We start from the raw sequence: 21,964 nt of genomic DNA, 5'->3' as shown, positions 1-21,964 counted from the left end.
GTGGAAGAATGCGATGGGGGAAGGCGCGAGGCAGCCGACATGACGGGTTACTATGACCGGCCGGTTTCGCCCTTGGGCGACTGGTCCCGCTTCCTTGCCCGTCTGGCATTGGTGATGTTCATCATCGCGGGCCTCGCCCATCGCTATGGCCTGATGGAAACCGTCGGCTTTTTCTGGGTGCTGGGCTTCATTTGCCTTCTGGCCATCACGGCGCTGGTGATCGCGCTCCTGGCCTTTCAGAGGCTCTGGCGCGCCGGTGCGCGCGGCGGCCGCGCTGCCGCGGCAGGCCTGATCCTGTCGCTGATCGTGCTGGCACCCTTCGCGGTCTCGGCCTGGCGTGCCGCCGCCCTGCCTGCCCTGAACGACATCTCCACCGACCGGAGCGATCCGCCCCGGTTCTTCATTGCGCCCGGTCTGCGCGGGGAGGGGCAGAACGAGATCGCCACGCCGTCCCCGCAGGAGATCGAGGCGGCCGCACGGGCTTACCCGGCAGCGACCGGCCGCCGCTACGATGCCGCGCCCGACCGCGTCCTGCGGGCTGTCACCAATGTCATGGCGGACAATCGCTGGCAGGTGCTGTCGCGAAAGGGGGTTCCGCAGGAAACCCCGGAATTGCTGGTCGAGGCCCGGGCCAGCACGTTTTTCTTTGCCTTTCCGGTCGATGTTGTCGTGCGCATTTCCGACGAGGACGAATCCACCTATGTCGACATGCGCTCGGCATCCGTTTTCGCCAGACATGACCTGGGCGACAATGCCCGGCGCATCGAAGCCTTCATGAATGCGCTGGATGCCGAAATGCTGACCCTGGCGGGCACCTGAGCCCGTTCAGGCGGGAATGAAAACGCCGTCGATCGCCGGCGGGCCGTCCGTCTGCACCGCCCCACGCGCCACCAGATCTTCCAGATGCGCCAGCACCGAAAGGCCGGCCGCCCCGTGCAGGCGCGGATCCGTATCGCGGTAAATCTTGGTGACCATGCCGGCAATCGTCCGGTCGCCGGCCCTGAGCCTTTCCAGGATGGCCCGTTCGCGCATGCGCCGGTGCGTGCGCAGACCACGCAGGAATTGCGCCGGCCGCGTCACCGGTCCGCCATGGCCGGGCAGGTAGAGCCTGTCGTCGCGCTGCATCAGTGCCTCCAGCGAGGCCATGAAATCGGCCATGGCGCCATCGGGCGGCGCCACGATGGTCGTGGCCCAGGCCATCACGTGATCGGCAGAAAACAGGATGCCCGTCTCTTCGAGCCCGAAAGCGGCATGGTTGGCCGTGTGGCCCGGCGTGTGAACGGCCCGGATCGCCCAGCCGTCGCCTTCGATCACCGCGCCATCGGCCATGCGGATATCCGGGTCGAAATCCGTGTCGGCGCTGGCGTCGAGCGGGTTGACCTCGCCGATATTGAGCGGGCGGGCAGGCCGGTGCGGGCCTTCAGCGGCAATGGTGGCCCCGGTCGCCGCGGCAAGGCGGCGAGCCAGCGGCGAATGGTCCTTGTGGGTGTGGCTGACGAAGATGTGGCTGACCGGCCGCCCCGCGATGGCCTCCATGAGCGTCTGGAAATGCGCCTCGTTTTCCGGCCCGGGATCGATGACGGCCAACGTGTCACGGCCGACAATGTAGCTGTTGGTGCCGTGAAAGGTGAACGGCCCCGGATTGTTGACCGTGACGCGCAGGACATCCGTGGCGACCGGTACGGCCTCGCCATGAGCCGGTTCGAAGTCCCGGTTGAGATCCAGTTCCATGCGCATGCGTCCTTCGGCAATTGTCCGGGGATCGCGCCCCTTGTGCATTGCCGCATAGCACGTCAGAATTTATACGCAAACATGCGAGGTTCTGCTTCGCTGTCCACGCAATGCCAAAAAGGAAAATCGATGTCCGCATCCCTGTCCGACCGTTCACTGGCAGCCGCCGCGCTTCCCGGCGCTGGTGCCGCCCGCCTTGCCGCCCAGGCCGGGCTCGTCATCGCCGGTTCGCTGCTGATCGCCGCCGCCGCCCATGTCAAGGTTCCCTTCTGGCCCGTGCCGATGACGCTGCAGACGCTGGCCATCTTCGCCATCGCCGCCGCCTATGGCCGCAATCTGGCCGTTGCCACGCTGCTGGCCTATCTGGCGCAGGGCGCCGTCGGCATGCCTGTCTTCACCGGCGGCGCGGGTGCCGCCTACATGGCCGGCCCGACCGGCGGCTACCTGGCGGGCTTCCTCGTGGCCGCCGCGATGATCGGCGCCGCGGCCGACCGTGGCTGGACGGCCCGCCCGGTCGCCCTGTTCGGTGCCATGCTGGCCGGTGAGGCGGTGATCCTGGCGCTCGGCGCGGCATGGCTCGCCGTGCTCTTCGGCGCGGAAAAGGCGCTGGCCTTCGGCGTCGGCCCCTTCATCGTCGCCGACGTGGTCAAGGCGGCGCTCGCCGCCGCCCTCGTGCCTGCGCTTGGCGCGCTCCTCGCCCGCTTTCGCTGATCGCGCGCCGGCCTGACCGGCAAGAACAGACAAGGGCCGCGTTTCCAGGTGAAACGCGGCCTTTTCAGTTTAAGGGCTTCGGCCGCCGCCGCAAATGCGCGGCCAGCGCCACGCCCGCGCCAAGCCCGGCAAGGCCGCCGGCCATCGAGACAAACCCGTCCGCCGCGATCGCCGCATGAGCGGCAAGGCCGCAGGCGAGCGCGCACAGCGCCACGCGGCCCACAATGGCGGGCACCGTCATGCCGGCCCGGAAGGCGCGCTGATAGGCGTGTTCGGAATGCGATTTCAGGATGTTCTTGCCCTCCGCCAGCCGCTGCAAAAGCGTCCAGACGGAATCGGCGAAGTAATAGCCGAACGGGGCCAGTGCCGCCGCTGGGGCCTGTTCGGCAAGCGCCAGCAGCGCCCAGCCGGCGAGCATGCCGAGCGGCAGGCTGCCGCTGTCACCGAGAAACACCTTCGCTGGCGGGCGGTTGTGCAGCGCGAACCCGGCCAGCGCGCCCGCGCCCGCCAGCGTGGCCATGGCCGCATCGGTTGATCCGCCAGCGACCAGCAGCAGAGAGCTGCAAAAAGCGAGCGGCAGCCCCGCGCCGGCAACGGTCATCAGGTCCAGCCCGTCCATGAAATTGACCATGTTGATGGTCCACACGAGAAACAGCACGGCGGCGATGTCGCCCGCCAGCGGCGGCACGACGTCCGGCAGCGGCAGGGCGGGCCGCACCAGCGCGACAAGACCCGCCGCGGCCCCGATCTGCACGCCCAGCCGCACGGCCACGCCCAGCGGGCGGTGGTCGTCGGCCATGCCGGCCAGCCACAGAGCCAGGAAGGGCAGGGCGATCCATGCATCCCCGCCCTGAAGGAAGGCCACGGCGAACAGCGCGGCAGGCACCACGGCCAGACCGCCGATCTGGCGCGGCGTTCCGGCATGGTTCGACCGGTCCGAACGGCCCGCGGCCAGGAAGGACGCCGCAAGCAGGCGCCGCAGAACCGCCAGCAGCAGGACGCTGGCCAAGGCGGCAAGCCCGGCAATGGCCAGTGTGTTTGTCATCTCCGGCATGCGGTCTCTGGCGGCCCGTATGGTGTTCCGGCCGGTCCCTTGTTTCAATTGCGCAATCCCTTACCACAACCGGCGCGCCTTGTGGTATCCGGGATGTCGGGCGGCGCCCGGCCCGCACGAGGAAACGGAACCGGAGAACCATGCGGATATTTCTGACCGGGGCAGGAGGCTTTTCAGGCGGCACGATTGCCGATGCACTTGTCGGCGCCGGCCATGACGTCACCGCCCTGCTGCGCAAACCGCGCCCCGATATCGCCGCGCGCGCGCTGTTCGCCGATCTGACCCGGCCTGCTGAATGGGAATCGGTGCTGGAGGGGCAGGATGCGGTGGTGCATCTGGCCGCATTCAATCCCTCGCGCCTGTCACGCGCGGCGGGCGACGAGGCGGCCATGCAGGCGGTCAATGTCGATGCCACAGCCGCTCTTGCCCGCGCAGCCGCCCGGGCGGGCGTCACACGCTTTCTCTTCGCCAGTTCCGTGCGCGTCTATGGCGCCGGCACGGACGTGCCCTTTCGCGAAAGCGACCCGCTTCGCCCCGATGATCCCTATGCGCGCTCGAAAGTGGCGGCCGAGGCTGCGCTGCGAAACGCCTTTCATGGCGAAGGACGTGCATTGGCGATCCTGCGCCTGCCGGTCGTGTATGGCCCGCACCGTGGCGGTTGGCTGGGACTGGCCACCCGCTTGGGCCGGCGTGGCTGGCTGTTGCCGGAGGTGCTGGCGCAAGCGCCGAAATCGGTTCTCAATCGTGAAAACCTTGCAAGCGCCATTGCCGCCTTGTCGGCCGAGGGCAGCCGGGCGGCGAATGGCACGTTCAACCTTGCCGATGATGGCATCACATCGCTGGGCGAGATCGGGCGCCTGGCCGGCCGGTGGGCAGGGCGCCAGCGCCTGCACACCCTTCCGGGCCTGCCTGCCGCGTGGTGGGATGGCGTGCCGCTGCTTGGACAGGCGCTCAGCCATGCACGCAAACCCTGCATGGTGGATACGGCCCGCTTCACCGCACAAACCGGCTGGCATCCGCCCGTCGCCCTTGCCGACGGCCTGGTCCGGGCCTTCGCACCGCCTGAGGCTCGCCAGCGCCTGTGACCGGTGCCGGTTCGCGCCCGTCGGAAACCGCTCTATTCGGAAATCTGCTCGATATCGGCCGCCGCCGCAGTCCAGGGCTTGTAGCTTGTGACGATTTTCCGAAGCAGGAGGATGGCGGCTTCGGGGTCTTCGCGCCGGCAGATCTGCTTGAGTTCCTGCAGCCAGTTGACGATCGTGCCGCGTTCAACGGTTCGCGTTCGCGCCACGATGAAACTGTCATGCTTCTGCACGATCTGGTCTTCGAGCCGGCTGAGAAGTTCCTCTTCCAGCTTCTCGCCGGGCCGGCGCCCGGTATATTCGATCTTGACGTCCACATCCGGGCGGAAACCGGCCAACTGGATGAGACGGCGCGCAAGATCGGAGATCTTGATCGGCTGGCCCATGTTGAGCATGAGAATGGCGCCGCGCGTTTCGGGCGGCAGTTTTGCACCGTTCATGCCGTGCGAGGCGGCTTGCAGGATAAGGTGCACCGCTTCCGGGATGGTCATGAAATAGCGGGTCATTTCCGGATCCGTGACCGTGACCGGGCCGCCCTGGGCGATCTGTTTCTGGAACAGCGGGACCACCGATCCGGCTGAACCGAGCACATTGCCGAAACGCACGATGCGGAAGCAGGTCGGTGCGTCGTCGAGATCGAGCGCCTGGCAGTAGAGTTCGGCGGCGCGTTTGGACGCACCCATCACGCTGGAGGGGTTCACCGCCTTGTCGGTGGAGATAAGCACGAAGGCCTTTGCACCGGCCGCCACCGCGCTTTCGGCCACATTGGCCGTGCCCAGGATATTGGTCTTCACCGCCTCCAGCGGGTTGGCCTCGACAATCGGCACATGCTTCAGCGCGGCTGCGTGGAAGACAACGTCCGGTGCGAAGAAATTCACCACCTCGTCGATGCGCGACCGGTCGCGGATGTCGGCGATCACCGGAGCGATGGCGGTTTCGGGGAAATGCGAGGCGAATTCCTGTGAAATGTCATAGAGGTTGCGTTCGCCGGAATCCAGGAAGACCAGTTTGGCCGGCTTGAAGGCTGCGATCTGCCGGCAGAGTTCGGAGCCGATCGAACCGCCGGCGCCTGTGACCAGCACCGTATTGTTTTTCAGGAAACCCGAAATATCCCGGTTCTCGACCTGTACTTGCTGTCTTCCGAGCAGGTCTTCGAGGCGCACCGGTTTGGGGGAGAGCAGGTTCGAACTGCCCGCCTTGGGGAAGTCCATCATGTCGGGCAGGCGCGATATGCCGATGCCGGCATCGTTGCAGGCCTCCAGAAGATCGGCCATTTCCGTTCCCGAGATCGTCGAATCGGTGACGATCAGGCCGTTGATGACAATCCCGCGGGCATGGTTTTCGGCAACGATGGAGGCGATGTGTTCGGGCGTGCCCAGCACGTTGAGCGAATGCATGCCGTTGCGCACGAACGACATGCGCGGATCGATGATGCCGGCGATCCTGAAGCCCGGCGGGTTGAGCCGGCGGATGGCGCGAAGATAGCTCTCCGTCGTGTCGGAAAAGGGATAAAGCAGATAGTGCTCGGCAATCTCGCCTGCATCGCGCAGGAAAGAGAAGAAGCGCGTTTCCTTGATGAACCTGTAGAGCATTCGCCCGGCGCCCAGGCCGAAGACCGTGAAAACCCAGGTCAGCATGACGGCGACACGCGAAATGTTCTCGCCGCGGGACAGCATGAAATTGGCGATGGTGAAGATCGCCACGGCAATCGTCGTCGCCTTGACGATGGCCACCATGTCCGGGATCGAGGCATAGCGCCACAGCCCGCGATTGACCTTCATCACATAGAGCGAACCGACGCCCAGTGCGACGAAGCCGGCCGTCTTCTCTCCAAAACCCGGCACATGGGAAAGGGGTTCAAGCCCGAAGGCGACAAGATGCGCGCAAACGAAGGCGGCGGCCAGCACGACGGCATCATGCAGGACAACGGCAGTGCGCAACATGCGGGCATCGGCTTTCATCGGAACTCCTTGCAGTGCAGCCGCCGGATGGCAGGAACCATGCACGGTTGCATCTCCAATAGCATGGTTGCTTTGATCCGGGAAACCATGCAGTGGCCGCCTTGGCCAGGCTGCTTGAAAAGGTTACGTCGCATTGCACAAGAATGTGGAAATTGCGCGGCGATCCGGCTAGTCTCAAAAAGGCGCCGCCTTTGTCTCCTACGGCGTGAAATTGTCAATGCCTAGTTCTTGTCGGTTTCGGTGGGCCGCCACTTGTTGTACCGGGTACCGAGAAATGAATCCCCATTCGATTCCGCGATACCGGTATGACCAAACAAAGCAGTATTTGCGGAAATTCGGATAGTTCTTCGCGCGTGGCGGTACTCATGGCGACGCATGACGGCGAAGCCTATCTGACCGAGCAATTGGCATCACTCCGGTCGCAAACGTGGTTGAATATTGATCTCCTTCTGTCCGACGACGGCTCGACGGATGGCACGCTTGAGGCCTTGCGGGAGTTTGCTTCCGCCTGGCCAAAGGGTGATGTCACCATTGTCCCGGGACCGTGCAACGGATTTGCCGAGAATTTCCGTTCGTTGATCCTGCGCCACGAAGCGGCGAGCGCCGACTATGTCGCTTTTTGCGATCAGGACGACATCTGGAAGGACGACAAGCTGGAGAATGCCATTGCCTGGCTCTCGTCGCGGCCTGACGGCAAGCCGGCGCTCTATTGCGGGCGGACGCTCAACTTCGCCGGCCAGAGGCGGTGGATGTCACCGTTGTTCCCTTATCAGCCCTGCTTTGCCAATGCGCTGGTCCAGTCGATCGCCGGCGGCAACACGATGGTCATGAACCGTTCGGCCTTCGACCTGGTCCAGACCGCCGCGCGACGGGCGCGCTTCGTCAGTCATGACTGGTTGGCTTACCTGATCGTTACCGGCGCCGGCGGCGAGGTGTTCTACAATCCCGAACCGGATGTCCTTTACCGTCAGCACGACACCAATCTGGTCGGAGCCAACAACACGTGGACATCGCTCATTCCGCGGCTTCTCTTCATTCTCGACGGACGGTTCCGGGAATGGACGGACATGAACGTGCAGACTTTGCGGGCAAATATTGACCTGTTGACGCCACACGCCCGCCAGGTTCTGGATCGCTTCTGTGCCGCCCGCCAGGCGCCGTTGCACAGGCGGATTGTCGGTGTGCGTCAATCGGGGGTTTTCCGGCAGACGCGGAAAGGTCAGGCGGCACTGATCATTGCCGCGCTGCTGAAACTTCTTTAAGGGGAGACAGGCTGGATTTTCCACTGAAAATTGCAGAAAGTCTAATGTATAAATTTAGAAAAGACAGGTGAAAGTGTGAAGGGTATCATTCTTGCGGGCGGCAGCGGAACACGCCTCTTCCCGATGACCATTGCGTCTTCCAAGCAGATTCTCCCGGTCTATGACAAGCCGATGATCTTTTATCCGCTGAGCGTCCTCATGCTGGCGGGCATCCGGGAAATTCTCATCATTTCCACGCCGCGCGACCTTCCCGTCTTCAGGTCGCTTCTGGGTGACGGGTCCTCTCTGGGCGTGTCCTTTTCCTATGCTGAGCAGCCGAAGCCGGAGGGTCTTGCGCAGGCGTTCATCATCGGGCGGGACTTCGTTGGCAATGACAGTGTGACGCTGGTGCTCGGCGACAACATCTTTTACGGCGCGGGCATGTCACGTCTGTGCAGCGAGGCTGCGGCCAAGCAGAATGGCGCGACGGTCTTCGCCTATTATGTCAACGATCCCGAACGCTATGGCGTTGTCGACTTCGATCCGGCCACGTGTCTTGCCCGTGGAATCGAGGAGAAGCCTGTAGCGCCCAAATCGAACTGGGCTGTCACGGGCCTGTATTTCTACGACAACGATGTGCTGGACATTGCGGCCTCGATCAAGCCTTCAGCACGCGGTGAACTCGAAATCACCGACGTCAACCGCGCCTACCTGGAGCGCGGCGACCTGACCGTCGCGCGCATGGGGCGGGGCTATGCCTGGCTCGACACGGGCACGCCCGATTCCATGCATGAGGCCGCGGCCTTCGTGCGCACCATCGAGCATCGCCAGGGAATCAAGATCGCGTGTCCCGAGGAAATCAGCCTTGAACAGGGTTGGGTGACCGGTGAACAGGTTCTCGCCCGCGCCGACTGGATGGGCAATGGCGACTATGCCAACTACCTTCGCCGCCGCGTTCGGGAATTGGCGTGATGCCGGAATTCCGCGAAACCGCCTTGCCCGGTGTCATCGAGATCGTTGCCGACCGTTTCGGTGACGAACGCGGCTTCTTTTCCGAGACATGGAACGAGCGTCTTTGGCGGGCCAATGGTGTGGATGTGTCCTTCGTCCAGGACAACCATTCCCTGTCGGGGCCCGTCGGTGTCTTGCGCGGCCTGCATTTCCAGGCGCCGCCTTGGGCCCAGGCCAAGTTGGTCCGCGTGACGCATGGGGCGGTTTTTGACGTCGCGGTCGATATTCGCAAGGGCTCGCCGACCTATGGAAAGTGGGTCGGGGTCGAACTGTCGGCGGCCGGATGGAACCAGCTTTTCATCCCCGAGGGTTTCGCTCACGGCTTCGTCACGCTGGAGCCGGACACGCAGTTCCTCTACAAGGTCTCCAGCTTCTATTCCAGGGAGCATGACCGTTCCATCCGCTTCGATGATCCCGAAATAGGCATCGAATGGCCGGTCGATCCGCAGCGGGTCATCCTTTCCGCCAAGGATCGCGGTGCGCCGCTTCTAGCGGATTGCGATACCGGTTTTTCCATCTGAACGCCGAGGACTGGCATGAATTATCTCATCACCGGCGGTGCCGGCTTCATCGGATCGGCGGTGGCGCGCCGGCTGACCGGCAATCCGGCCAATCGCGTCGTCGTGATCGACAAGCTGACCTATGCGGGAAATCTCGCATCTCTCAAGCCGGTGAAAAACGCGGCGAACTTCCGCTTCGTCCAGGCTGATATCTGCGACGAGGAAACGGTGCGCGCGCTTCTGGCCGAAGAGCGGATCGACATTCTCATGCACCTGGCCGCCGAAAGCCATGTCGACCGTTCCATTGACGGGCCGGAGGTTTTCATCGAGACGAACATTGTCGGCACGTTCCGGCTCTTGAAGGCCGCGCGCGCGCATTTCGAGAGCCTGGCGGGGGAGGCGCGGGAGCGTTTTCGATTTCATCACATCTCCACCGACGAGGTGTTTGGCGATCTGCCCTTCGACGAGGGCATCTTCACCGAAGACACGCCCTACCGTCCCTCGTCGCCCTATTCGGCATCCAAGGCGGCATCGGATCATCTGGTCCAATCCTGGCACCATACCTATGGGCTGCCGGTCGTGATGACGAACTGCTCCAACAATTACGGGCCGTATCATTTTCCTGAAAAGCTGGTGCCCAAGGTGGTTCTCAGCGCTTTGGAAGAGCGCGCGCTGCCTGTCTATGGCAAGGGCGAGAACGTGCGTGACTGGCTTTATGTCGATGATCATGCCGCCGCTCTGGAATGTGTCGCGATCACCGGGAAGGTGGGCCGCAGCTACAATATCGGCGGCCGCGCCGAGCGCAGGAACATCGAGGTCGTGCATGTGATTTGCGACATTCTCGACCGCAAGCGGCCGCGTGCTTCCGGCGCCAGTTACCGCGACCTGATCGCCTTCGTGACCGACCGCCCGGGCCATGACCGGCGCTATGCCATCGACCCGTCCCGGATTGAGAGCGAACTGGGCTGGTCGGCGGCCGAGACATTCGAAAGCGGCATGGAACGCACCGTCGATTGGTATCTGGACAATGAATGGTGGTGGCGGCCCTTGCACAACACGATCGGTGAACGGCTGGGAACGGGAAAGGCGGCGAAATGAGGGTTCTGGTGACCGGCAGGCACGGGCAGGTCGCACATGCCCTGGCTGAGCGCATGGCCTGTTCGGACGGGCTGTCGGCCGTTTTTGCCGCACGGCCCGAACTCGATCTGGCCGATCCGGATTCGATCCGGCGGACCATCGCCGCGCATCAGCCCGATGTCGTCATTTCCGCGGCCGCATACACGGCCGTCGATCTTGCCGAGGATGAGCCTGAGGCCGCCCACGCGCTCAATGCCGTTGCGCCGGGCGTGATCGCGCAGGCCTGCCGCGCCGCCGGCGCCCGGCTCCTCCATCTGTCGACCGATTATGTGTTTTCCGGTGAGGCCTCTGCGCCTTATCGCGAGGACGATGCAACCGCGCCGCTGGGCGTTTATGGCAGGACCAAGCTGCTTGGCGAGGAGGCCGTGCGCCAGGCCTTGCCCGATGCGCACATGATTGCCCGGACAGCCTGGGTCTACAGCCCGTTCGGCAAGAATTTCGTCAAGACCATGCTCCGGCTGGCCGAAACGCGCGATGAACTGGCCATCGTGGCGGACCAGTATGGCAACCCGACTTCGGCCTTCGATATCGCGGACGGGCTGCTTGCGGTTCTGGATACCTGGCGTGACGGCTCGAGGACAGGGCTTGGCGAGACATATCATCTTGCCGGAAGTGGCGAGGCGAGCTGGTATGACCTGGCGTCCCATGTCCTGAACGAAAGCGCGGCACTGGGCGGTCCCACGGCACGGGTCAGGCCGATCCCGGCATCGGACTATCCGACGAGGGCCAGGCGGCCGGCCAACTCGCGCCTCGATACGGGCCACTTCACAGCCGCATTCGGATATGCCGCGCCAGATTGGCGGCCGTCCAGCGCGGCGGTCGTGGCACGTCTGCTGAGCGGGCAAGCCGCTGCAGAACCCTTGACCTGAATGCCGAACGGGCGGCCCTGGGAGCCGCCCGCCTGCGTGGTCTCGTTCATGTTTGCCCGCGCAGAAGGGCAGGGCGGATCAGAACACGAAGTCGCTTGCGTCGAGGTCGGCGAGAGCGACATGGGCGAGCGTGATCGTGTCGCCGCCGCCCGCATCGATCAGCACATCGGTCCCGCTCTGGCTCATCATGCCTTGCAGGTCGGCGAAATCGGTGATCGCGGACACGCCCGACAGGTCGATCCTTTCGCCGGCGCTCGAAGCGTCGAAGTCGGTGATCCGGTCCTGGCCGAAACCTTCGGCGAAGACGAACAGGTCGTCGCCCGCCCCGCCGGACAGCACGTCATTGCCCGCCCCGCCGATCAGCGTGTCATTGCCGCCGCCGTCGATAATGGTGTCGTCGCCATCGCCGCCGTCGATCACATTGGCCCGCCAGTCGCCGGTCAGCGTGTCACCATGGGCCGAACCGGTGAGGTTCTCGAAGCCGATGGCCGTGTCGCCTTCTGCATCGCCGCCGGAGGCAAAGATCTTGCTGTAGCCGTACAGGCGAACATCCACCGCTGCGGACGATCCGGCATAGCTGAGCGTGTCCGTGCCGCCGCCGCCGTCGAGCGTGTCGGCGCCGCGCCCGCCCTCGATCGTGTCATTGCCCGCCCCGCCGCCGCCGGAAAGCGTGTCATTGCCGCCACCGTCGAGAATGGTGTCGTCGCCCGCGCCGCCGTCGATCACATTGGCCCTCCAGTCGCCGGTGAGCGTGTCCGAAAGGGCCGAGCCGGTGACATTCTCGAAGCCGGTGGCCGTGTCGCCCGCCGCATCGCCTCCCGAAACGATCGCCTCGCCCGCGCCGTACAGGCGCACATCCACCGCTGCGCCCGAGCCGGCATAGCTGAGCGTGTCCGCGCCGCCTCCGCCCGTGAGCGTGTCGGCGCCCGCGCCGCCTTCGATGACGTTGTCGCCATCGTCGCCGGTCAGGGAATCGGAAAGGGCCGAGCCGGTGAGGTTTTCAAAGCCCGACGATGTATCGCCCTGCGCGTCGCCGCCCGTGGCTGCCGTTTGTGAGTTCAGCGTCACGGTTACACCGGAAGCTGATCCGGCATAGCTGAGCGTGTCGATGCCGGCGCCGCCGGTGAGTGTGTCGGCGCCCGCGCCACCCTCGATCAGGTCATTCCCGTCGCCGCCATCGACGCTGTTGGCACCGGCATCGCCGAACAGCGCGTCGTTGAAAGAGGAACCGATGACATTCTCGAAACCCGTCGCCGTGTCGCCTTGCGCATCGCCCCTTAAGACAATGGCGGCGGCCGCGCCGTTCAGTGCGACGTAAACCTGGCCGCTGGAGGAGGCATAGCTCAGCGTGTCGATACCGTCGCCGCCATCGAGCACGTCCGCGCCTGCGCCCCCGTCGATCGTGTCGTCGCCCGCGCCGCCCGAAAGCGTGTTCGCCGCCGCATTGCCCTGGATCATGTCCGCGCCGGTGCCGCCAATCGCGTTCTCGATCACCGTGCCGCGGGAGATCGCCATGTTGTACGTGCCACCAAGGACACTGGACAGGGAACCGTCCCGCAGATCGATCGTCTGTGCCCGGTATTCGCCCGACATGTCGATGGTGTCGATGCCGCCGTCGTCATGCACCATGAAACTCGTGCGGTCGAAACTGGCCGCGAGGTCGAGCGCCGTGTCGCCGGTATTGGCGTTGAAGCCGTAGGTGGTATCGCCGGTGCGCGTATCCGTGCTGCGCCCGTAGAACGCTTCCGCCGCTATGGCGTCAGCGAGCATGGGCGTCAGCATGTCGTAAAATGTGCCTCCGACATAGGAATTTTCGTAGGGGCTGAAATACGACATGATCGTATAGACATGCGAGTCGTTCAGATAGAAATTGTCGGTGCCGTAACTCGCGCTGCCATTGTAGTTGCCGGAGTGATAAAGCCCGAGCGCATGGCCGATTTCATGAATATAGGTCTGGTAGGAATAGGTGTTGAAGCCGGTGCCATAGGTGTTGATCCAGTCCTCGGTCACCATGATGTCGGCATGTGAGAGATACCAGGCGCCGTTCACGGATGTGTATTGGCTGCGCGTATAGGCCGCCAGGCCGGTTTCCGAATCGTCGAACGTGATCTCGCCGCCGGTGTCGACTTCCACAAAGGCCAGGCCCGTCAGGTCTGACCATTGCTGCAGCGCCGCGCGGGCCAGCGCCTGACCATCGGTTGTCAGCGCCGTGATGTCCACCGAAATCCGGCCGTCCGTCCCGGCGTCGAAGGGCGATGGATAGCCGTCATGATTGATCAGTTGCCATGCGATTTCATCCAGCGTGAAATCCATTCCCGCGTCATTGGCCTTGACGGCGGTGAGAATGTAGTCGCCGGAATAGAAGTTCGAGGACGCCGCCTCGATGTAATAGGTTCCGCTTGTTTGCGCGGTGAACCCGATCCACGGATCGCGGGCGCCGCTTCCGTCATAGACCGTCGGGTCCGCATCGTCGTTCACGCTCAGGATTGTTCCATTCGCGTCCCGGACCCGCAGCAGCGAATCGAAGATGCCGTCATCACCGAATCCGTGAAGCCGGAATTCATAGGCCTGACCCGCCGTGAGATCGATTGCGTACCAGTCGTTATCCTCAGGCGTTTCGATCGTTCCGTAGAGCGAGATACCTGTATCGAGGATGCCGGCCGTGGCTGTGGTATCGCCCGCATCCCCGGTTTCAGAGGCCGGGCCGAGGCCGCTGGCCGCGATGCCGCCGGGCAGGCCGGTCTGGTCGAGCGCCGTGCCGGGCGCGTTCAGCGTTTCGCCTGGAACACCGATACAGCTCGGCGCGCCCGGGATGTTCGAGCACAAGGTACACATGATGTAAGCCCCCGCCTAAAATGCCGGTCCATCATGGCATCCGCACGAGCCGGCGATGGACTTTCAAGCCTTTCACCCGGCTGGACAACGAAACCGCACGACGCGTCCACCCGCTCACCTGTCGTATCGGGAATTTCTTTCGACGAGGTTCCTGATTTAAGAAGATTTTTCCGTAAGGCGCCTGTTTTCGGAGGGTCCCCGACAAGGGTGGGCGAGGGCAGGGTCTGCGCCAGGAAAAATCGGCGCCTTCAGGGCGCGCCAAGGCGTTGCAACCGCAGCGGCTTTGCGTTACATGGCCTGCCGAGGCCGCGATGGGGCGTAGCCAAGCGGTAAGGCAGCGGTTTTTGGTACCGCCATGCGCTGGTTCGAATCCAGCCGCCCCAGCCATCGGCCCTTCGCGGCCGTGCAAGGCCTGTTGCCCGGCCATCCCTTCCCGAATGACAGACAGCCCGTGCAAGCCTGCGCGGCCGGCTCCGCTTCGTCAGCGCATTTTCGCGGCAAGAAATAAGAAATACAGGTTAAACTTATGTTATTAAATAGTATTTGCATTGGTGCGGACTTTTGTGACAAGGCATTCCCTCGTTTCCGACGTCCACCGCCGCCTGGGCGCCATCATTGACGCTGCGCGGAGGCGATGGAAAGTTTTTGCCCGAATGGGGCAGATAAACGAAAGAAACCATCCTTGCCTGGTGCAGCACCGGCTGCCAAACAGGGGCAACAAGCGCATGACGGGCCGTATGGCGAGACGGAGCCTGCCCGAAACATTCAGGAAGACCGATGACACGACCCATGACGCACCTGGAAAGGCTGGAGGCGGAAGCCATCCACATTTTCCGCGAGGTTGCCGCCACGTTCTCAAAGCCGGTGATGCTTTATTCCATCGGCAAGGATTCCTCGGTGATGCTGCATCTGGCGCGGAAGGCCTTCTGGCCGGCAAAGCCGCCATTTCCGTTCCTGCATGTCGATACCGGCTGGAAGTTCCGGGAGATGATCGCGTTCCGCGACCGCATGGCCTCGGAACTGGGATTCGATCTCCTGGTTCACCAGAACGAGGACGGCCTGCGTGAGGGCGTTGGCCCGTTCTCGCATGGCTCCGGCACCCATACCCATGTCATGAAGACGGTTGCGCTGCGCCAGGCGCTCGACAAATACGGTTTCGATGCCGCATTCGGCGGCGCGCGCCGCGACGAGGAGAAGTCGCGCGCCAAGGAGCGCATCTTCTCCTTCCGCAATGCCAGCCATGGCTGGGATCCCAAGAACCAGCGCCCGGAAATGTGGAAGACCTACAACACGCGCGTGGGGCAGGGGGAATCGATCCGCGTCTTTCCGCTGTCCAACTGGACCGAGCTGGATATCTGGCAGTATATCTACCAGGAAAACATCCCCATCGTGCCGCTCTACTTTGCCGCGCACCGCCCCGTTGTCGAGCGCGACGGCATGCTCATCATGAAAGACGACGACCGGATGACGCTCAAGCCGGGAGAAAGCGCAGAGTCGCGCCTCGTCCGCTTCCGCACGCTGGGCTGCTATCCGCTGACCGGCGCCATCGAATCGGGCGCCGACACGCTGGAGGCGATCATCAAGGAAATGCTGATCGCACGCACATCCGAGCGCCAGGGCCGCCTGATCGACCACGACGAATCCGGATCCATGGAAAAGAAGAAGCGCGAAGGCTATTTCTGATGACCGCGAATACCCAGTCCCTGACGCCCGACCGGATTGCCGAAGATGTGCGCGTGTTCCTGGCCGAGCAGGAGCAGAAGTCGCTGCTGCGATTTCTTACCTGCGGTTCGGTGGATGATGGCAAGTCGACCCTGATCGGCCGTCTGCTCTACGATACCAAGCTGATCTTCGAGGATCAGCTCGCTGCCCTCGAACGCGATTCGCGCAAACACGGCACCGTCGGCGAGGACATCGACTTCGCGCTCCTGGTTGACGGGCTCGAAGCCGAGCGCGAGCAGGGCATCACCATCGACGTCGCCTACCGCTTCTTCGCCACCTCGAAGCGCAAGTTCATCGTCGCCGACACGCCCGGCCACGAGCAGTATACGCGCAACATGGCCACCGGCGCGTCAACCGCGGATCTGGCGGTGGTGCTGATCGACGCGCGCAAGGGCGTGCTTCAGCAGACCCGGCGCCATTCGTTCATCGCTTCCCTGCTGGGCATCCGGCAGATCGTGCTGGCGGTGAACAAGATCGATCTTGTGGATTATGACCAGGACGTCTTTGACCGGATCGTTGCCGATTACCGGGCCTTCGCCTCCGCGCTCGGGTTCGATGCCATCCAGGCAATACCGATGTCGGCACGCCATGGCGACAATGTCACGGCCAGGTCTGACCACATGCCGTGGTATGAGGGCCCGGTATTGCTGGAGCATCTGGAAACGGTCCGGGTGGACGAGGCGCTGGGCGGCAAGCCGCTCCGCATGCCGGTGCAATATGTCAACCGACCGAATCTCGATTTCCGTGGCTTCTGCGGCACGATCGCTTCCGGCGTGGTGAAGCGGGGCGATCCGGTCGTGGTCGCCAAGTCGGGCAAGGCGTCGAAAGTCAGGCGCATCGTCACCATGACCGGCGATCTGGACGAAGCACAGGCCGGGCAGGCGGTCACGCTGCTGCTGGAAGACGAGATCGATGTCTCGCGCGGCAACATGCTCGTCGATCCGGAAAACCGTCCGCATGTCGCCGACCAGTTCGAGGCGCGCCTCGTCTGGTTCGATGACAATGCCATGATTCCCGGACGGTCCTATATCCTGCGCACCGAATGCGACCAGGCGCCGGCCACCATCACGGCGCTGAAATACCGCATTGATGTCAACAGTTTCGCCCATGAGGCCGCCAGGCACCTCGATCTCAACGAGGTCGGAGTGGTCAACATTTCCGCCCAGGCCCCCTTCGCCTTCGATGCCTATGGCGACAATCGCGTCACCGGGGCTTTCGTGCTGATCGACCGGCTCAGCAACGCGACCGTCGGCGCCGGCATGATCACCCATCCGCTGCGCCGCGCGCTCAACGTGCATTGGCAGGCGCTGGATGTGAACAAGCAGGCCCGCGCTGCCCAGAAGCACCAGAAGCCGGCGGTGCTCTGGTTCACCGGCCTGTCCGGGTCCGGCAAGTCCACGATAGCCAACCTGCTGGAGAAGCGGCTGCATGCGGAAGGCCGCCACACCTATATCCTCGACGGAGACAATGTCCGCCACGGCCTGAACCGCGATCTCGGGTTCACCGAGGAAGACCGCGTCGAGAACATCCGGCGCGTGGGCGAGGTCTCGCGGCTGATGGCCGATGCCGGCCTGATCACGCTCGTCTCCTTCATCTCGCCCTTCCGGGCGGAGCGCCGCATGGTGCGTGAGATGATGGAAGAGGGCGAGTTCGTCGAGATCTTCGTCGACACACCCTTCGAGGAATGCGCCCGCCGCGATCCCAAGGGACTCTATGCCAAGGCCCTGCGCGGCGAGATCAAGAACTTCACGGGTGTGGACTCGCCCTATGAAGCGCCGCAAAATGCCGACATTCACCTGCGTACAAGCGGCCGCGCGGCAGAGGAACTGGCGGACGAGATCGAAAGCTGGCTGAAGGAGCGGGGCTATTGCTGAATGACATGAAGACAGTCGGCATCGCTGATCCGGCCGCCATTCTGGGCGTGTTCGAAGCCCTGGCGCTGGCAGCCGGCGCCGAGATCATGGAGGTCCGCCGCACGGGCGTTTCGGCGGAAACCAAGGCTGACGACTCACCGGTGACCCAGGCTGACCGCCGCGCCGAGGCGGTCATTCTGCGCGGGCTTGCCCAGTCCTTTCCCGAAGTGCCGGTCGTGGCCGAAGAGGAAGTGGCTGCCGGGCGGGTGCCGGACACAGGGAAGGGGCCTTTCATCCTGGTCGATCCGCTTGACGGCACCAGGGAGTTCATTGGCGGCAAGCCTGACTTCACCGTCAATATCGCGCTTGTCATGGGCGGCGAGCCGGTGATCGGCATCGTTCACGCGCCGCAGCGCGGGCAGGTATGGACGGGGCGGCCGGGATTGGCCGAAACCGCAGCCGTGGTTGGCGGCAAGCTGACCGGCCGACGGCCGGTTGCCGGCGCGGCCTGCGCCGAGCCGCCGCGCATGGTGGCTTCACGCTCGCACCGCACCGCCGAGACCGACGCCTTCATCGCCCGTTTCGGCAATTGCGAAACCGTTGCCGTGGGTTCGTCCCTGAAGTTCTGCCTTCTGGCCGAGGGCACGGCTGACATCTATCCCCGCTTCGGACGAACGATGGAATGGGACACGGCGGCCGGGGACGCGGTGTTGCGCGCCGCCGGCGGCGTGACACTGTGCACCGATGGCGCCCCATTCCTCTACGGCAAGCGCAACCAGTCCGGCGATTCGGACTTCGCCAATCCGCATTTCATCGCTGTCAGCGGTCAGGCGCGCGCGCGCCTCATTCTTCCCTGAAGGCGCGGCTGACCGAGTCCATGATCGGCTTGGCCAGGTATTCCGCGAAGGTTCGTTCCTCTGTGCTGATGAAGGCTTCCACCGGCATGCCGGGGAGGATCTGGTCTGCCGATAGCGCGCTCGAAGCCGCCGCGTCGATCTTCAGGCGGGCGACGTAATAGGACGTCTGCTGCCGCGCATCGGTGATCCGGTCGGCGGAGAGATAGACCAGTTTGCCGGGAAGCTCAGGCGTCGTGCGCGTGTTCAGGCCCGACAGGCGCAACTTCGCATCCTGTCCGACATGAAGATTGTCGATCTCGCGCGGGTCGATCTGCGCTTCGACGATCAGGTCGCGCGTGGTGGGCAGGATTTCCAGGATGTCCTTGCCCGGGGCGATCACCGTGCCGGGTGCGTTTGCCATGGAGCGGACAACGATGCCGTCGACATTCGAGCGGATTGCGGTGCGGTCGAGGACGTTCTGAGCCGCGAGGATCTGCTCCTCGACATCGGCCAGCTTGTTCCGTGCATCGGTCAGCTCCGTCACGGCCGATTCGACCCGTTGGCTGGTCAGCCGTTCCTGCTGCTCCTGCGCCTCCACGACCTGGATGCGGGTTCTGGCCAGTTGCGATTCCATTTCCCCGAGGCGTCCGGTCAGGTCGGCCTCGGTGCGCACCAGCGCTGTATATTCGGAACGGTTGGTCAGTCCCTGGTCAAGCAGACCCTTCTTGCGCGCCATTTCCTCCGCGATCACCGCAATCTGGGCCGTCAGGGATGTCTTCTGCGCCGCAAGGCCGGTCTTGTTGGCTTCCAGCGCGGTCTTGCGCTGATCGAGGATGCTCAGCTCGGTCTGGTGGCGACCGAGTTTCGCCTCGAACTGGCTTGTCTGTTCCACCATGGCCCGCTGGAAGTCGCCGTTGCCGGCGAGCGGATGGTTGTCCGGCGCGGACAATCCGGCGGCGCCGTCGCGTTCGGCTTCCAGCCGCAGGATTTGCGCCTGCAGGCCGGCCGCCTGTTTCTCCAGCCGGTTCAGGTTGACCCGGGCGAGTGTGTCGTCGAGATGCAGCAAGACCTGCCCGGCCACCACCCTGTCGCCTTCATTGACATGAATCTCGCTGGCGATACCGCCTTCCAGATGCTGGATGACGATGTTCTGGCCTGCCGCGGCGACGATGCCCGGCGCAATCACCGCGCCGTCCAGCGGAGCGGTGAACGACCAGATGCCGAAGCCGCCGGCGATCACGGCCACTGCCAGATAGCCGGCCTTCACCAGCGACCCGCTCGACCGGTTGATGGACCGGGTCCATTGCGTGCCGCGTTCTGCGGTTTCGTCCTGTTTCACGGCTTGGAACCTTCCGGGATGTGCGTTCATCAGGCCTGCTCCGCATGGCTTGGGATGGTCATGCCTGCCGCCTGCTTCCGTGGCGCCGGTTCTGTCCGGGTCCGTGGCGCGTGGGCCGTGGCCGGTGCAGCGGGCATCCGTGCCGCCGGGACGGGGGAGGCGCGTTCACCCTTCGCCAGCGCTTCGAGCACGGAGTGCGTCGGACCAACCATGTCGATCATGCCCCGATTCATGACCAGCAGCCGGTCGCATAGCGGTGCGATCGAGGTGCGGTGCGTGATGATGATCACGGTGCGCCCGTCGGCCTTGGCATGGCGAAGGGCCGTCTCAAGCGCCGCATCGCCTGCATGGTCGAGATTTGCGTTCGGCTCGTCGAGCACGAGGATCGCGGGGTCGCCATAGAGCGCGCGTGCCAGCGCCAGCCGCTGCCGCTCGCCGCCGGACAGGCGTTCGCCATTGCCGCCGATATCCGTGTCATAGCCTTTCACCCGCCCCACGATCAGGTCATGGGCGCCGGCCTTTCGGGCTGCGGCGATCACGTCCTCGTCACGGAAACCGGGCTCGAAGCGCGCGATGTTCTGGGCGATGGTGCCGGGGAAGAACTCGATCTCCTGACCGAGATAGCCGACATGCCGGCCCCGGTCGGCGTCGACCCATTGCTTGATATCGGCGTTGTCATAGGAAATGCTGCCCTGGCCGGGCCGGATCGCTCCGACGATGAGCCGCGCCAGGGTGGATTTTCCCGCCCCGCTCGGCCCGACAATGCCAATGCATTCGCCGGCCCTGATGTCGAGGCTTGCCCGCTTGACGACCGGTTCGGCGCCCGGCGCCGCATGCGGCAGGGAATAGGTGACATTGTCCAGCGTGATCGCTCCGGTGGGCGCGGGAAGGAGAACGGAGGTCTCGTTCCGGTCGCCATCCAGATCCGCCAGCGGCATGATATGGCGCAGCGCCGTCCACGCGGTCTGGATGCTGCGCCATGCACCGATCACCTGGTCGAGCGGCTGCAGGGCGCGCCCGGAAATGATGGAGGCGGCGAAAATCATGCCGGCCGTCATCTCGCCCTCAAGCACGTAATAGGCGCCGACCCCCAGAATGCCGATTTGCAGCCCCATCCGGATGAATCGCGAAAGGCCGGAGAACAGCGCGTTGATGCGCTGGTAACGGTCGTTTTCCGCAACTGCTTCACCCATCTTGCCGCCCCATTGCTCGATGACGTTGAACGTCATCCCCATGGCGCGGATCGTCTCGTTGTTGCGCGCATAGGTTTGCGCCAGTGCGTTGCTTCCGGCCATCGCCCTGGTGTGGCGCGAAAGCCGGCCGCGCGTCATGAGCTGGTTGGCGACGGTGATGGCGACGAGCAGAATCACGCCCGAGAAGGTCAGGTAGAAAAGCGCCGGATGAACGAAATGGAGCAGCAGCAGGAAAAGCGGCGCAAACGGCAGGTCGAAAAGGAAGAACAGCGTCCGCGAGGTGATGAAATTGCGCACCGTTGCCAATTCGTTGACCGGCTGGATGTCGCCCGTCCCCGCCTTCGGCCCGTACATGGCCAGATGCAGCGCCTTGGAGGCCAGTGCCGCGTCGAGCCTGTTGGCGACCCGTGAGGCATAGATCGAGCGGACCGCTTCCAGAAAGCCCATCAGCATGAAGGCGGCCATGAAAATGACCGTGATATAGAAGAGGGTGCTCATGCTGCCCGATGTCAGAACGCGGTCGTACATCTGGAGAAGATAGAGCGGCTGCACCATGAGAAGCGCGTTGACGATCAGAGAGAACAGGCCGATCTCCAGGATCGCTCTGCCGAAAATGCTCTTGAGGCTCATCCCGCGAACTTTCTGCGTCTCGCCGCCGAACCGGGCCGGGAGGGTCGCTCCAGGTTGTCCGGGGCCAGGTCGGTTTCCCGTCAGGCGCACTGTCGCAGTGCACGAGCCGGTGGGTGGAACCATTGCCTCCGATGAGAGGAAATGGCGTCGTGGGGGCGACTGCGTTTGTGAAGAATATTTCTTAACATGCAATGAAACGTGTTCCCCCCGATAAGCCGGATCGGCTAAACCGGCGCCATGATTTTGCCGGCCGACGAGG

The 21,964-nt window shown here is 64.0% G+C and carries 17 protein-coding genes and 1 tRNA gene; 12 read left to right on the top strand and 6 right to left on the bottom strand.

Annotation, left to right across the window (positions count from 1 at the left end; all coding sequences use genetic code 11):
* The first annotated feature begins 39 nt into the window (after positions 1 to 39).
* Positions 40 to 819 carry a DUF1499 domain-containing protein gene (locus R3D65_RS03185; protein WP_371273785.1) on the top strand — a complete coding sequence of 260 codons (780 nt, stop codon included), beginning with the start codon at positions 40 to 42 and terminating at the stop codon, positions 817 to 819.
* A 6-nt stretch (positions 820 to 825) separates the two neighbouring features.
* Here R3D65_RS03185 and R3D65_RS03180 read toward each other — a convergent pair whose 3' ends face one another.
* Positions 826 to 1,731, bottom strand: coding sequence for an MBL fold metallo-hydrolase (locus tag R3D65_RS03180; protein WP_371273784.1), 906 nt, complete (start codon positions 1,729 to 1,731; stop codon positions 826 to 828).
* Between the two features lie 129 nt (positions 1,732 to 1,860).
* Between R3D65_RS03180 and R3D65_RS03175 the strand changes: the two genes are divergently transcribed.
* Complete coding sequence (locus R3D65_RS03175) at positions 1,861 to 2,442, top strand: biotin transporter BioY (protein WP_371273783.1); 582 nt, start codon at positions 1,861 to 1,863, stop codon at positions 2,440 to 2,442.
* 64 nt (positions 2,443 to 2,506) lie between these two features.
* Here R3D65_RS03175 and R3D65_RS03170 read toward each other — a convergent pair whose 3' ends face one another.
* Positions 2,507 to 3,496, bottom strand: a complete 990-nt coding sequence (locus tag R3D65_RS03170; protein WP_371273782.1) for a glycoside hydrolase — start codon at positions 3,494 to 3,496, stop codon at positions 2,507 to 2,509.
* A gap of 140 nt (positions 3,497 to 3,636) precedes the next feature.
* Here R3D65_RS03170 and R3D65_RS03165 point away from each other — a divergent pair, with 140 nt between their 5' ends.
* Entirely contained in the window at positions 3,637 to 4,581 is a 945-nt protein-coding gene (locus tag R3D65_RS03165; protein WP_371273781.1) for an NAD-dependent epimerase/dehydratase family protein, read from the top strand.
* A 32-nt stretch (positions 4,582 to 4,613) separates the two neighbouring features.
* Here the strand turns inward: R3D65_RS03165 and R3D65_RS03160 are convergent, their stop codons facing one another.
* The gene (locus tag R3D65_RS03160; protein WP_371273780.1) at positions 4,614 to 6,539 is read right to left on the bottom strand and encodes a polysaccharide biosynthesis protein; all 1,926 of its coding nucleotides are present in this window, start codon (positions 6,537 to 6,539) and stop codon (positions 4,614 to 4,616) included.
* A gap of 365 nt (positions 6,540 to 6,904) precedes the next feature.
* Here R3D65_RS03160 and R3D65_RS03155 point away from each other — a divergent pair, with 365 nt between their 5' ends.
* From R3D65_RS03155 to rfbD, 5 genes are all read left to right on the top strand, one after another.
* Positions 6,905 to 7,801: a glycosyltransferase family 2 protein gene (locus R3D65_RS03155; protein ID WP_371273779.1), complete on the top strand. Its 897-nt coding sequence runs from the start codon at positions 6,905 to 6,907 to the stop codon at positions 7,799 to 7,801.
* Positions 7,802 to 7,876: 75 nt separating this feature from the next.
* The gene (gene rfbA / locus R3D65_RS03150; protein ID WP_371273778.1) at positions 7,877 to 8,752 is read left to right on the top strand and encodes a glucose-1-phosphate thymidylyltransferase RfbA; all 876 of its coding nucleotides are present in this window, start codon (positions 7,877 to 7,879) and stop codon (positions 8,750 to 8,752) included.
* Positions 8,752 to 9,312 (top strand): dTDP-4-dehydrorhamnose 3,5-epimerase, encoded by a 561-nt coding sequence (rfbC, locus tag R3D65_RS03145; RefSeq protein WP_371273777.1) that lies wholly within the window; start codon positions 8,752 to 8,754, stop codon positions 9,310 to 9,312. Before rfbA ends, rfbC begins: the two co-directional genes overlap by 1 nt.
* Before the next feature lie 15 nt (positions 9,313 to 9,327).
* A complete protein-coding gene (gene rfbB / locus R3D65_RS03140) occupies positions 9,328 to 10,389 on the top strand; it encodes a dTDP-glucose 4,6-dehydratase (RefSeq protein ID WP_371273776.1) in 1,062 nt (353 codons plus the stop codon).
* A complete protein-coding gene (rfbD, locus tag R3D65_RS03135) occupies positions 10,386 to 11,297 on the top strand; it encodes a dTDP-4-dehydrorhamnose reductase (RefSeq protein WP_371273775.1) in 912 nt (303 codons plus the stop codon). Before rfbB ends, rfbD begins: the two co-directional genes overlap by 4 nt.
* Positions 11,298 to 11,375: 78 nt before the next feature.
* On the opposite strand, the gene R3D65_RS03130 is transcribed toward rfbD, so the two are convergent.
* On the bottom strand, positions 11,376 to 14,132 hold the full coding sequence (locus tag R3D65_RS03130) for a M10 family metallopeptidase C-terminal domain-containing protein (protein WP_371273774.1): 2,757 nt from the start codon (positions 14,130 to 14,132) through the stop codon (positions 11,376 to 11,378).
* A 312-nt stretch (positions 14,133 to 14,444) separates the two neighbouring features.
* Here R3D65_RS03130 and R3D65_RS03125 point away from each other — a divergent pair.
* From R3D65_RS03125 to cysQ, 4 genes are all read left to right on the top strand, one after another.
* Positions 14,445 to 14,519, top strand: a tRNA-Gln gene (locus R3D65_RS03125).
* A 390-nt stretch (positions 14,520 to 14,909) separates the two neighbouring features.
* Positions 14,910 to 15,815: a sulfate adenylyltransferase subunit CysD gene (gene cysD / locus R3D65_RS03120; RefSeq protein WP_371273773.1), complete on the top strand. Its 906-nt coding sequence runs from the start codon at positions 14,910 to 14,912 to the stop codon at positions 15,813 to 15,815.
* Positions 15,815 to 17,728: a sulfate adenylyltransferase subunit CysN gene (cysN, locus tag R3D65_RS03115; protein ID WP_371273772.1), complete on the top strand. Its 1,914-nt coding sequence runs from the start codon at positions 15,815 to 15,817 to the stop codon at positions 17,726 to 17,728. The genes cysD and cysN overlap by 1 nt, the downstream gene beginning before the upstream one ends.
* A gap of 5 nt (positions 17,729 to 17,733) precedes the next feature.
* Complete coding sequence (cysQ, locus tag R3D65_RS03110) at positions 17,734 to 18,564, top strand: 3'(2'),5'-bisphosphate nucleotidase CysQ (RefSeq protein ID WP_371273771.1); 831 nt, start codon at positions 17,734 to 17,736, stop codon at positions 18,562 to 18,564.
* Here cysQ and R3D65_RS03105 read toward each other — a convergent pair.
* Positions 18,551 to 19,882 carry an HlyD family type I secretion periplasmic adaptor subunit gene (locus R3D65_RS03105; RefSeq protein WP_371273770.1) on the bottom strand — a complete coding sequence of 444 codons (1,332 nt, stop codon included), beginning with the start codon at positions 19,880 to 19,882 and terminating at the stop codon, positions 18,551 to 18,553. The two genes, cysQ and R3D65_RS03105, sit on opposite strands and share 14 nt — an antisense overlap.
* 29 nt (positions 19,883 to 19,911) lie before the next feature.
* Entirely contained in the window at positions 19,912 to 21,705 is a 1,794-nt protein-coding gene (locus tag R3D65_RS03100; RefSeq protein WP_371273769.1) for a type I secretion system permease/ATPase, read from the bottom strand.
* Positions 21,706 to 21,964: the final 259 nt, after the last annotated feature.

This window comes from Zhengella sp., from assembly GCF_041397485.1.
Classification (GTDB): Bacteria; Pseudomonadota; Alphaproteobacteria; order Rhizobiales; family Rhizobiaceae; genus Zhengella.
The sequence above is the reverse complement of the archived record's forward strand: the minus strand, read 5'-3'. Positions and strand labels throughout refer to the sequence as shown.